Raw genomic sequence first — 11,993 nt, forward strand, 5'->3', positions numbered from 1 at the left:
GCTGAGCGGGTGATCGACCCGACGCGCTTGCTGATCGCCCGCCACGGTGACGCCGAATATCCGGTCCACGGGGTAATTACCGATGACGGCGGATGGTTGACCGACAAGGGACGTGGCCAGGTTGCGAACCTGGCCACGTCTCTCGCCGCGTCCGAGATCCGGGTGATCTTCACCTCGACGATGAACCGGGCGCAGCAGAGCGGTGAGATCGCGGCGCAGATCCTGCAGGTTCCGGTTCATCACGTCGAGGGACTGCAGGAATACGCGGCCGGTGACTTCCAAGGACTGCCGTACGGCGACCCGAAGGCCCAGGCGGTCTTCGGCGCCTGGTTGGACGGAGACCTGAAGCGCGGCTTCCCGGGCGGCGAGACCGGTGAACAGGTCGTCACCCGCTACCGCGAGGCGCTCGACGACGTCGCCGACCGGGTGGGCGCTCACCGGGCTTTGGTCTTCAGCCACGGTGGGGTGATGTCGCTGGCGATCCCGCGCCTGTCGCGCAACGTACGCGATGATTTGGCCAAGGAGCGGTTCCTGCCGAATTGCGTTCCCGCCGAGGTCGATGTGGTCCGCGACAACTGGCAGGTCGTTTCGTGGCCGGGATCCACCGATAAATCAAGCGTCTGATCAGAACGGAAGAACATTGAAGCAGCCAGGGGAGCCCAAGCGTCGCGGTCTCGCGATGACGATCATCGGAGCCGTTCTGATGCTGGTGATCGCGCCGGTGATCTTCGTGACCGGCACCGTGATCGGGGTCAAGGGTGCGATCGACATCATCACCAAAGCGCCGCAGGTTCCCTCGGGCGGATCGATCACGTTGCAACAAAACGATGTTCACGATCTCTACGCATATGTCGGCTACTCCACGTCGAGTGACGGGGTCAGCAGCGACACGTCGAACACGGCCCCAGTTCCGAGCTGCACGGTGACCGGGCCGGACGGGCAGCCCGTGAACGTCACTAAAGCGACCGGCAACACCGTCTGGACTCGAGGCAGCAGCATCTACCAGTCGGCGGGCAGTTTCACCCCGCCCACGACGGGCGCCTACAAGGTCGCCTGCGGTGATCACGATGCGTTGGTTCCGGCCGGCGACGAGGCGAGCAGCGCCGGCAACAAGGCGGCCTGGTCGATCGGCATCGGCCTAGCGGCGGCAGCCGTCGCGGGCATCATCGGCCTCATCCTGCTGACCATCGGCATCGTCAAACTGGTCAATTCCGGCAAGGAGCGCAGCCAATACCGGCTGGCGATGCAGAACCAGGCGTGGCAGCAGGGGCCCGGCATGCCGTACCGCGGCTGAACAGGCCCGACCACGCCTCGGCGCATTCGATGTTCGCTGCCTTCAGGCGTTAACCTTTGCCCGCAGCATTTCGACGAGTGAGCAGGTGAAGAGTGCCCAGCGGCAAGGTGAAGTTCTACGACTCCGACAAGGGTTTCGGATTCGTATCGGGTGAGGACGGCACGGACGTGTTCCTGCCGTCCAGTGCGCTGCCCGCCGGCACCACCAACCTCAAGGCCGGCACCCGGCTGGAGTACTCCGTGGCGCAGGGGCGACGTGGGGCGCAGGCTCTGTCGGCGACCCTGCTCGACCCGGGTCCGTCGTTGGCGGCCCGCCATCGCAAGCCGGCTGACGACATGGCGATCATCGTCGAGGACCTGATCAAGCTGCTCGACGGTGTCGGCAACGGTCTGCGTCATGGTCGCTACCCCGAAAAGCGCAACGCCACCCAGGTGGCTGCCGTGCTGCGGGCCGTCGCGGACGACATGGACCTCTGATGGCCACCACGAAGGCCACCACCACGAAGGCCACTGCGCCCAAGGCTGCCGCGGCCCGCAAGAAGGTCATCAAGGCCGACAAGGTGTTGCTCGACGCGGTCGACCTCGCCCGCGAATCCGCCGAGTCGATCGCGACCCGGGACGCCGTCGGTGACCACGAAGGCGCGGTGATGTTGGGCGAGCGCCTGGCGATGCACTACTTCGCCTGCACCAACAAGGGCTACGGCGGCTGGCACTGGGCGATCGCCGTCGCACGGGTGCCGCGCGGCAAGGTCGCGACCGTCTGCGAGACCAACCTGCTGCCCGGTGACGGCGCGCTGCTCGCGCCGGACTGGCTGCCCTACGACCAGCGGCTGCAGCCGGGCGATGTCGGCGCGGGCGATGTGACGCCGTACATCGAGGACGACCCGTGCCTTGAGCCGGGCTTCGAGGCCACCGGGGAGGAGGACGTCGATCAGATGGCCTTCTTCGAACTCGGTCTCGGCCGCCCGCGAGTGTTGTCGCGGGAGGGTCGCGAGAGCGCCGCAACGCGTTGGTACGACGGTGACCACGGTCCGCGCGCGGCCGTCGCCGCTCAGGCGAGCGGCAAGTGCACCAGCTGCGGCTTCTTCCTGCCGATGGCCGGCGCGCTGCGCCAGACGTTCGGTGTCTGCGCGAACGAGTGGTCGCCCAGCGACGGCAACGTCGTGTCGCTCGACCACGGTTGCGGGGCCCACAGCGAGATCGACCTCGAACTGCCGAGCCTGGATCAGGTCGACGCGCCGGTCTTGGACGACTTCCAGATCGACGTCCAGAACGACTGAACGACTGAACACGAAGAGGGGCCGGTCGATGCGACCGGCCCCTCTTCGTCTCTGATCAGCGACGGCTGATCACGAAGTCGCTCAGGGGGTCGGCTCGCGCCACTCCCGCTCAAACGGCAGTCGCCAGGCGCGCGGCGCGACCAGCTGATGAACCTGGTTCGGGCCCCAGGAGCCTTGGGCGTAGGGGCGCACCGGCTGCGGGTTGTCCAGCAGCGGCTGGCTGATCTCCCATAGGCGCTCGATGCCGTCGCTGGTGGTGAACAGCGTGTGGTCGCCACGGATTGCGTCGTAGATGAGGCGCTCGTAGGCCTCCAGCGCAGAAGCCGCCGACTTGCTGCCCTTCATCTCGAACTGCATCGACAGCTTGTCGAGACGGAAACCCGTTCCGGGGCGCTTGCCGTAGAAAGACAAGGACATCCGGGACTGGTCGGCCAGGTCGAAGGTGAGGTGGTCGGGGCCGTGCTGGCTCACCCCGGACCCGCTGGGGAACATCGACTTGGGCGGTTCCTTGAAGGCGATGGAGATGATCCGCTGGCCCGCGCCGAGACGCTTGCCGGTTCGCAGATAGAACGGGACTCCAGCCCAGCGCCAGTTGTCGATGAAGCACTTCATCGCGATGAACGTCTCGGTCTCAGACTCAGCGGCCACGCCGTCGAGGTCGCGGTAGCCCTGGAACTGACCGCGGACGACGTTCTCCGGCTGGATCGGCATCATCGAGCGGAAGACTTTGTTCTTCTCCTCGGTGATGGCCTGCGGTTCCAGCGAGGTCGGCGGCTCCATCGCGGTGAAGGCCAACACCTGGAACAGGTGGGTGACGACCATGTCGCGGTAGGCGCCGGTGGCTTCGTAGAAGTCCGCGCGGGTCTCGAGGCCGAGGGTTTCCGGCACGTCGATCTGCACGTGGTCGATGTGGTTGCGGTGCCAGATCGGCTCGAACAAACCGTTCGCGAACCGGAAGGCGAGGATGTTGAGCGCGGCTTCCTTGCCCAAGAAGTGGTCGATTCGGAAGATCTGCTCCTCGGCGAAGATCTCGTGGAGCTTGTTGTTCAAAGCGACCGCGCTGGCCAGGTCGGTGCCGAACGGCTTCTCCATCACCACCCGGCTGTAGGGCACCAGGTCGGCGTCGCGCAGGGTCTGGATGACCGCAAGAGCGGCCTTCGGGGGAACGCTGAGGTAATGCAGCCGGCGCGGTCGCTCGTTGCCGTCGTAGCCTTGTTCCGCCTCAGCCACCACCGCCTTGAGCGCATCCGGGCCGGCGGCACTGCCGACGAAGTAGAGGCGCTCGGCGAAGGCGTCCCAGCTCTGCTCTGCTTCGGCCCGATGGGAACTGAACTCGTGGACCGCGTTGCGGGCGAACTCGATGAAGCTCTCCCGGGTGTGGTCGTCCAGGGAGGTGCCGACGAGCCGGATGTCGTTGAGCAGGCCGCTGTTGAACAGGTGCAACAGGCCGGGGATCAGTTTGCGCCGGGCCAAGTCACCGGTCGCGCCGAACAGGACGATCGTGGTGGGACGTTCCGCCATTGCCTTACCTTCTCGGGAAGCGTTGGCCGGGCGAACCCGGCCCCTCTCATTCATCCTTCCACCCGCCGCGCGGGTGGTTCACGCGGCCGCGGCGTTTCCGCGCCCACGGCGTACGTAGGCCCAGCCGAGCAAGCCCAAGACCACGCCGCAGACACACGACCACGGCCACCAGGAGCGTTCACCGGAGTGCAGGGCGGGCACGACGAGGGTGATCACCAGCGCCACAAGCCAGGCAGCGACGCCGATCCGACACACCAACGGCATGTCGATCTTCATCGGTTCTACTTTTCCGTCTGATGGGTGATCGGTCACAAGTTGAAGGTTACCGGTGACGGCTGACACCGTCTGGCCCTATCGTGCCGCGCATGACATCCACCACACCTGCGGTCGGCGCGCTCGATCGGTACTTCAAGATCTCTGATCGGGGGTCGACCCTCACCCGGGAGATCCGCGGTGGGGTCGTGACCTTCTTCACGATGGCCTACATCATCGCGTTGAACCCGCTGATCCTCGGTTTCGTCAAGGACGGCACCGGTCATTTCCTGGGCGGTGGGTCCGGCGACGGGTCGAACCTGTCCGTCATCGCGGCCTGCACCGCCCTGGTCGCGGGGGTGATGTCGATCCTGATGGGCGCCATCGCGAACTTCCCGATGTCAATTGCCGCCGGCCTCGGGCTGAACGCGTTCGTCGCCTACGGCGTCGCCGCGCTGCCGAACATGACCTGGCAGGCCGCGATGGGCCTGGTGGTGTGGGAAGGCATCGTCATCCTGGTGCTGGTGTTGTCCGGCTTCCGCGTTGCAGCCTTCCGCGCGCTGCCGCCGGCGATGAAGACGGCCATCTCGGTCGGCATCGGCATGTTCATCTGTTTCATCGGGGTCTACGACGCCGGCTTCTCCCGCTCGGGCTCGGGCACCCCGGTTCAGCTCGGCATCGACAACCGGCTGCAGGGCTGGCCGATCGTGGTGTTCGTCGTCGGCTTCCTGCTGCTGATCGCGTTGTACGTCCGCAAGGTCAAGGGCGCGATGCTGATCGCGATCGTGGCCGCGACCGTGTTGGGCATCATCATCGAGGCCATCGCCCACATCGGGCCGCGCACGATGGATGCCAAGGGCAACGTGATCAACCCCCGCACCTGGAGCCTGAACGTCCCCAAGGTGCCCGACAGCGTGGTGAAGACGCCCGACTTCTCCCTGGTGGGCCACGTCGACCTGTTCGGCGCCTTCTCCAAGGCCGGCGTCATCGCGGCCGTGCTGATCATCTTCTCGCTGGTGCTCGCCGACTTCTTCGACACGATGGGCACCATGGTCGCGATCGGGGCCAAGGGTGACCTGCTCGACGAGGACGGCGCCCCCGTCGACACCCAGAAGATCCTGATCGTCGACTCGGTGGCCGCGGCCGCCGGTGGTCTGGGTGGCGTGAGCTCCAACACCGGCTACATCGAGTCCGCCTCCGGCGTCGGTGACGGCGCACGTACGGGTCTGGCATCCATCGTGACCGGGGTGCTGTTCCTGTTGGCTACCTTCCTGGCCCCGCTGGTCGAGATCATCCCGAGCGAGGCTGCCGCGCCCGCCCTGGTCTTCGTGGGTTTCCTGATGATGCAGGAGATCGGCGCGATCAACTGGCGCGATCTGGAGATCGCGTTGCCGGCGTTCCTGACCATCGCGCTGATGCCGTTCACCTATTCGATCACCGTCGGTATCGGTGTCGGCACCCTTGCCTTCTTGATCATCAAGCTGATCAAGGGGAAGTTCAAGGAGATCCCGGCGGTGCTGTGGATCATCTCGGCGCTGTTTGCGCTCTACTTCCTGATCGACCCGATCCGCCAGATCTTCGGCGTCAACTGACCCGTACGAACCAAAGCAGCCGCACCCCAACCGGGGTGCGGCTGCTTCGTTGTAGCAGGACGTACGAAGTTTTTCAGGCCGTGTGTTCGGTGCCGTTCGCCTGGTTGATCCGGGTGGAGGAGTCGGCCTTGGCCGTTCCGCCGGCGTCGAAAACCATGGTGATTCCGTACTTCTCGCAAACTGCCGCCTCGGGCACAGCCGTCGAGGAATCGCGGTCGCCACCGTTGGCGAAGATCAGGTCGTCGCCGGGGTATTGCCCCGCGATCATCTCCAGGGTGCGGATGATCGTGGGATCCTCGTCGACGCTCAGCATCACCGTGTCGACGCCCTTCAGAGCGCGCATCAGCCGCAGCCGGTTGCTCTCATCGAGGATGATTTTCCCCTTCTTGAGCAGCTGCTGGCGGTCGTTGTTCACGACCACGATGAGGCGTTCGCCCAATCGCGCCGCGGACTCGATCATGTCCAGATGCCCCCCGTGGAGCGGGTTGAAGTAACCACTGACGACGACGACCTTCATGGCGGGCAGAATACCTGGGCTTAGCCGGAGAACTGTTCAGCATCGACGATCCGGTAGGCGTAGCCCTGTTCGGCCAGGAACCGCTGACGGTGCGCGGCGAAGTCTGCATCGACGGTGTCGCGGGTGACGACGGTGTAGAAGTGCGCCGTACGGCCGTCGCTCTTCGGGCGCAGAACCCGCCCCAACCGCTGGGCTTCCTCCTGCCGGGAACCGAACGTTCCGCTGACCTGGATCGCCACGCTCGCCTCGGGCAGGTCGATCGAGAAGTTGGCGACCTTGCTGACGACCAGCCGGTCGATCTGTCCGGCGCGGAAGGCGTCGAACAACTCCTGCCGGCGGCGTACGGGCGTCTGGCCGGTGATCAGTTCGGCCTCGAGTCGGCCGGCGAGGGACTCCAACTGGTCGAGGTACTGGCCGATCACCAGCAGCGGTTCGCCGGCGTGCTGTGCGGCGATGCGCTCGACCACGGGGTCCTTGGCGGGCGCGCAAGAGGCGAACCGGTAGCGCTCGTCGGGTTCCGTCGTGGCGTAGGCCATCCGCTCGCCCTCGGTGAGGGTCACGCGCACCTCGACGCAGTCGGCGGGTGCGATGTAGCCGGCCGCTTCGATTTGCTTCCAGGGTGCGTCGAACCGCTTCGGTCCGATCAGGCTGAAGACGTCCTCTTCGCGGCCGTCCTCTCGTAGGAGGGTGGCGGTCAGGCCGAGCCGGCGTCGCGCCTGCAGATCGGCGGTCATCCGGAAGATCGGCGCAGGCAGCAGATGCACCTCGTCGTAGATGACCAGGCCCCAGTCGCGGGCGTCCAGCAGTTCGAGGTGGGGGTGCACGCCTTTCCGTTTGTGGGTCAGCACCTGGTAGGTCGCGATGGTGACCGGGCGGATCTCCTTGCGCGCACCGCTGTATTCGCCGATCTCCTCCTCGGTCAGCGTGGTGCGCCGCAGCAGTTCGTCCTTCCACTGCCGGGCGCTGACCGTGTTGGTGACCAGGATCAGCGTCGTGGTGCGCGAACGGGCCATTGCGCCCGCGCCGACGATCGTCTTGCCGGCGCCGCAGGGCAGAACCACAACGCCGGATCCGCCGTGCCAGAAGCCGTCGACGGCCTGCTCCTGATAGTCACGAAGGTGCCAGCCGTCCTGACGCAGCTCGATGGGGTGAGCCTCGCCGTCGACATAGCCGGCTTCGTCCTCCGCAGGCCAACCGACCTTGATCAACTGTTGCTTGATCGCACCGCGCTCGCTGGCGTGGACCAACACCGTGTCGTCGTCGACCCGGTCGCCAATCAGTGGCGCAATCTTCTTGTGTCGCAACACTTCGGTCAGGACTGAGCGGTCCGTCGTGGCCAAAACCAGCCGCAGCTCACCGTCGATCTCCTGCTTGCGCAGGGTCAGGCGGCCGTAGCGATCCATCGTGTCGGTCAGGTCGATCAGCAATGCGTTCGGAACCGGATAACGGCTGTAGCGGATGAGCGCATCGACCACCTGTTCGGCGTCGTAACCCGCTGCCCGTGCGTTCCACAGGCCCAGCGGGGTCACCCGGTAGGTGTGGATGTGTTCGGGGGCGCGCTCGAGTTCGGCGAAGGGTGCGATTGCAGCGCGGGCGTCGCGAGCGAGGGGGTGGTCCACCTCGAGCAGCACCGTCTTGTCGCTCTGCACGATAAGGGGTCCGTCAGTCACGCTTCAGGCTAACCGGCGGGGTGGGTGATCCCTTCCCGTCGGACCGAACACGCACGGGGTCGGAACCTGCGCGAGGGTCGCGATATCCGGCGACTCATTGGGCCATACCAGCTGGAGGCGCGTGTGCAAATCTGCAGTCAGACGTGCACAGAGGTGCGAGAAGGCCCGCGCTGCGAGATGGGCCGTGTCTCGCACCCCTGTGACGACCGTCAGGGGGCCAGGATGTACGACATTCCCACGACGTTCTTGACCGTACGTACGTCGTACCGCCACGGGCCCGCCGGTCCGTTCATCTCGGTGAAGGTCACATAGAGTCCATCGGCGCGCCGCTGGATGCTCGTGACCCATGCAACGTGACCGTAGGTGCGGTCTGCTCCTTGCACGCCAGGTTGGAACACGACGATGCACCGCGGCTGGGCATCCAGCACGACCGTCCATCCATGCGCTCTCGCGGACGCAGCCCAGTCCTTGGCGTTGCCGGTGATGTACGGGTAGTACCCGGTGGCAGCGCGCCACTGTTCCATGGCCCCCCACGTGCACTGGCCGCCGTAGCCGGTGTTGGTCGCGCTCTTCTGCCCGACTGCACGGCCTGGGATCGGCGTCGCGCACGCAGGCGTCACCGGATTGTTGCTGCCGGTGTTGATGTCGATGTCGGCGACGTAGCCGCCATCGGTGGTTTTGTACCAGAGGTTGTCCCACCCGACGTACTTGCTGTACGAATACCGTTGGTATCAGGGCGAGTCAGGAGTTCTCGGGACGCACCACGGTGTCGGGAATTTCAGGGACAAGCGGCCGTGGCGATCGTCGCCTGAACGACGGTGAGACGATCATCACATGAGCTTGCCGATGGTTGAACCGGAGCAGGGGCTGCCCGAGCGCATCACGATCTACGAGGTCGGCGCGCGCGACGGGTTGCAGAACGAGAAGACCGCCGTTCCGACGCAGGTGAAGGTGGAGTTCATCCGCCGGATGCTGGCGGCCGGGCTGGAGACCGTCGAGACGACCTCGTTCGTTCCGCCCAACTGGATCCCGCAGTTGGCCGACGCGACCGATTTGGTCGGGCAACTGGGGCAGGCGGCGCGGCTGCCCACTCGCCCCGTTCTCGTCCCGAACGAGCGGGGACTCGATAACGCCCTGGCCGCCGGCGTACGAGCGGTTGCGGTCTTCGGCTCCGCCACCGAGACCTTCGCGCGCAAGAACCTCAACCGCTCGGTGGCGCAGTCGCTGGAGATGTTCGCCCCGGTGGTGCGGCGCGCCAAGGAGGCCGACGTGTGGGTGCGCGGCTACGTGTCGATGTGCTTCGGCGACCCCTGGGAAGGTCCGGTTCCGGTCGAGCAGGTCGTCGACGTCTGCAGCCAGCTGATGGAGTTCGGCTGCGACCAACTGAGCATCGGCGACACGATCGGGGTGGGCACCTCAGGGCATGTCGTACGGCTGCTGGAAGCGTTGGCGCAGAGGGGGATCGGGGCCGAGCGCATCGGTGTGCACTTCCACGACACCTACGGCCAGGCGCTCGCGAACACCCTCACCGCAATGCGACACGGTGTGCGCGTCGTCGACGCCTCGACCGGTGGCCTTGGCGGCTGCCCCTACGCGAAGTCGGCCACTGGAAACCTGGCCACCGAGGACCTGGTGTGGATGTGTCGTGGGCTAGGCATCGAGACCGGTGTCGACCTCGAAGCGCTGGTGGCGACCAGTGTCTGGATGGCACAGCAACTGGGTCGTCCGTCGCCGTCGCGCGTCGTCCGGGCCCTCGGCGGTTGAGTTGCGGATGGCTGCTGCCCAGGGCAACAGCAATCCGCAGAGGGAGGTGAGGGCGTCTGGTCGTCGGCGCAGCCAAGTAACGTGGCTCACATGCGATCCGGACTGACCTCGACCTTCGATTCCACGACCCGCCCGCAGGACGACCTGTTCGGGTTCGTCAACAACACCTGGGTGCGCTCGACCGACATCCCCGACGACCGCGCTCGCTACGGCAGCTTCGACAAGTTGCGCGAGGAGTCCGAGGCGAACGTCCGCACGATCATCGAGCTGGCGACCGCCTCCGATGCGGCGCCGGGTTCGGCCGAGCGCAAGGTCGGCGACCTCTACGCCTCGTTCATGGCCACCGACGCGATCGAGGCTGCCGGCGCGCAGCCGCTGGCCGACCGACTCGGGCAGATCGCGGCGGTCACCACGACCGCTGCGCTCAGCGGGTTGATGGGTGAACTCTCGCGGCGCGGGGTGTGGAACGCGATCCTGCTCTACGTCACCGCCGACGCGAAGGACCCCGAGAAATACATCGCCTACCTCGAACAGGGTGGCCTCGGTCTGCCCGATGAGTCCTACTACCGCGACGAGAAATACGCCGACGTCCGCGAGAAATACGTCGGCCACATCGAGCGGATGGCGGCGCTGGCGAAGCTGTCTGACCCGGCCGGATTCGCGAGCAAGGTGATGGACCTCGAGACTCGGATCGCCAAGAGCCACTGGGACGTCGTGGCCACCCGCGATGCACTCAAGACCTATAACAAGAAGTCCCTCGACGAGCTGAAGTCCCTTGCCCCGCAGCTAGATTGGGACGCTTGGACGGCTGCTCTCGGTGGCCCGCAGGGCGCTCTCGACCAAGTGGTCGTCGGCGAGCCGTCGTTCCTCGAGGGCCTGTCCCAGGCGTTGTCCGAGGTCGATCTCGAGTCATGGAAGTCCTGGCTCTCCTGGCAGCTCATCAGCTCCGAGGCCTCCTGCCTTTCGGCGGACTTCGTCAACGAACACTTCGACTTCTTCGGCCGCACGCTGAGCGGCACCCCGAAGCTGAAGGATCGGTGGAAGCGCGGCGTTGCAGTGGTCGAGGGTTCCCTCGGCGAGGTCGTCGGTCAGCTCTATGTCGCCGAACACTTCCCGCCGCGCGCCAAGGAGCGGATGCAGGAACTGGTGGCCAACCTGATCGAGGCCTACCGCCGTGACTTCGAGACGCTGGAATGGATGAGCCCGGCCACCCGCGAGAAGGCGCTCGACAAGCTGGCCAAGTTCGAGCCGAAGATCGGCTACCCGGACAAGTGGCGCGACTACTCAGACCTCGAGATCCGGGCCGACGACCTGCTCGGCAATCTGGCTCGGTCAGCCCAGTTCGAGCTGGCCCGTCAGCTGAACCGGATCGGTGGTCCGATCGACCGCACCGAGTGGTTGATGACCCCGCAGACGGTCAATGCCTACTACCACCCGGTGATGAACGAGATCGTCTTCCCGGCCGCGATCCTGCAGCCGCCGTTCTTCGACGTCGATGCCGACGACGCGGTCAACTACGGCGGCATCGGCGCGGTCATCGGCCACGAGATCGGCCACGGCTTCGACGACCAGGGGTCGCGCTACGCCGGCGACGGCAGCCTCACCGATTGGTGGACCCCGGAGGACCGCGAGCGCTTCGATGCGTTGTCGCAGAAGCTGATTGCGCAGTTCGACCGGCTCGAACCTGCCGACGCGCCGGGCACCACCGTCAACGGCGGTCTCACCGTCGGCGAGAACATCGGTGACCTCGGCGGCCTCACCATCGGTTTCAAGGCCTACGGCATTGCCCAGGAGGCCACGCCCGCGCCGGAGCTCGACGGCTACACCGGCAACCAGCGCTTCTTCCTCGGCTATGGCCAGGTGTGGTGCGGCAAGTCCCGGCCCGAGGAGGCGAAGCGACTGGTCGCGATCGACCCCCACGCGCCGGCCAACTGCCGGGCCAACGTGGCTCGCAACCTGCAGGAGTTCCACGAGGCGTTCGCGGTGCAGGCGGGCGACGGGATGTGGCTCGAACCGCAGGATCGGGTGCGAATCTTCTGAGGTCCTGACGGTCTTCCGCGCACGGCCCGTCGGGTAACCGGCGGGCCGTGTGGTCGTCCTGCCC

The 11,993-nt window shown here is 66.1% G+C and carries 12 protein-coding genes; 7 read left to right on the forward strand and 5 right to left on the reverse strand.

Annotated features, from left to right (window positions below; translation table 11 throughout):
• Positions 1-9 precede the first annotated feature (9 nt).
• The 4 genes from ACYU98_RS13590 (at position 10) to ACYU98_RS13605 (ending at position 2,573) form a co-directional block, all read left to right on the forward strand.
• The gene (locus ACYU98_RS13590) at positions 10-624 is read left to right on the forward strand and encodes a histidine phosphatase family protein (RefSeq protein WP_460468748.1); all 615 of its coding nucleotides are present in this window, start codon (positions 10-12) and stop codon (positions 622-624) included.
• Between the two features lie 55 nt (positions 625-679).
• Complete coding sequence (locus ACYU98_RS13595; protein WP_460468749.1) at positions 680-1,294, forward strand: hypothetical protein; 615 nt, start codon at positions 680-682, stop codon at positions 1,292-1,294.
• 92 nt (positions 1,295-1,386) lie between these two features.
• On the forward strand, positions 1,387-1,770 hold the full coding sequence (locus ACYU98_RS13600) for a cold-shock protein (RefSeq protein WP_460468750.1): 384 nt from the start codon (positions 1,387-1,389) through the stop codon (positions 1,768-1,770).
• Entirely contained in the window at positions 1,770-2,573 is an 804-nt protein-coding gene (locus ACYU98_RS13605) for a DUF3027 domain-containing protein (protein ID WP_460468751.1), read from the forward strand. The genes ACYU98_RS13600 and ACYU98_RS13605 overlap by 1 nt, the downstream gene beginning before the upstream one ends.
• An 81-nt stretch (positions 2,574-2,654) precedes the next feature.
• On the opposite strand, the gene zwf is transcribed toward ACYU98_RS13605, so the two are convergent.
• Positions 2,655-4,094, reverse strand: a complete 1,440-nt coding sequence (zwf, locus tag ACYU98_RS13610) for a glucose-6-phosphate dehydrogenase (protein WP_460468752.1) — start codon at positions 4,092-4,094, stop codon at positions 2,655-2,657.
• Positions 4,095-4,172: 78 nt separating this feature from the next.
• Positions 4,173-4,370 (reverse strand): DUF2530 domain-containing protein, encoded by a 198-nt coding sequence (locus tag ACYU98_RS13615; RefSeq protein WP_460468753.1) that lies wholly within the window; start codon positions 4,368-4,370, stop codon positions 4,173-4,175.
• Between the two features lie 89 nt (positions 4,371-4,459).
• Between ACYU98_RS13615 and ACYU98_RS13620 the strand changes: the two genes are divergently transcribed.
• On the forward strand, positions 4,460-5,938 hold the full coding sequence (locus tag ACYU98_RS13620; protein WP_460468754.1) for an NCS2 family permease: 1,479 nt from the start codon (positions 4,460-4,462) through the stop codon (positions 5,936-5,938).
• A gap of 73 nt (positions 5,939-6,011) precedes the next feature.
• Here the strand turns inward: ACYU98_RS13620 and ACYU98_RS13625 are convergent, their stop codons facing one another.
• From ACYU98_RS13625 to ACYU98_RS13635, 3 genes are all read right to left on the reverse strand, one after another.
• The gene (locus ACYU98_RS13625) at positions 6,012-6,455 is read right to left on the reverse strand and encodes an adenylyltransferase/cytidyltransferase family protein (RefSeq protein ID WP_460468755.1); all 444 of its coding nucleotides are present in this window, start codon (positions 6,453-6,455) and stop codon (positions 6,012-6,014) included.
• A 20-nt stretch (positions 6,456-6,475) separates the two neighbouring features.
• Positions 6,476-8,125 (reverse strand): DNA repair helicase XPB, encoded by a 1,650-nt coding sequence (locus ACYU98_RS13630; RefSeq protein WP_460468756.1) that lies wholly within the window; start codon positions 8,123-8,125, stop codon positions 6,476-6,478.
• A gap of 209 nt (positions 8,126-8,334) precedes the next feature.
• Positions 8,335-8,745, reverse strand: a complete 411-nt coding sequence (locus tag ACYU98_RS13635; protein WP_460468757.1) for a CHAP domain-containing protein — start codon at positions 8,743-8,745, stop codon at positions 8,335-8,337.
• Between the two features lie 214 nt (positions 8,746-8,959).
• Between ACYU98_RS13635 and ACYU98_RS13640 the strand changes: the two genes are divergently transcribed.
• Together ACYU98_RS13640 and ACYU98_RS13645 are read left to right on the forward strand one after the other, a co-directional pair.
• Entirely contained in the window at positions 8,960-9,889 is a 930-nt protein-coding gene (locus ACYU98_RS13640; RefSeq protein WP_460468758.1) for a hydroxymethylglutaryl-CoA lyase, read from the forward strand.
• Positions 9,890-9,979: 90 nt separating this feature from the next.
• Positions 9,980-11,929, forward strand: a complete 1,950-nt coding sequence (locus ACYU98_RS13645) for a M13 family metallopeptidase (protein ID WP_460468759.1) — start codon at positions 9,980-9,982, stop codon at positions 11,927-11,929.
• Positions 11,930-11,993: the final 64 nt, after the last annotated feature.

It is taken from the genome of Calidifontibacter terrae, from assembly GCF_054778835.1.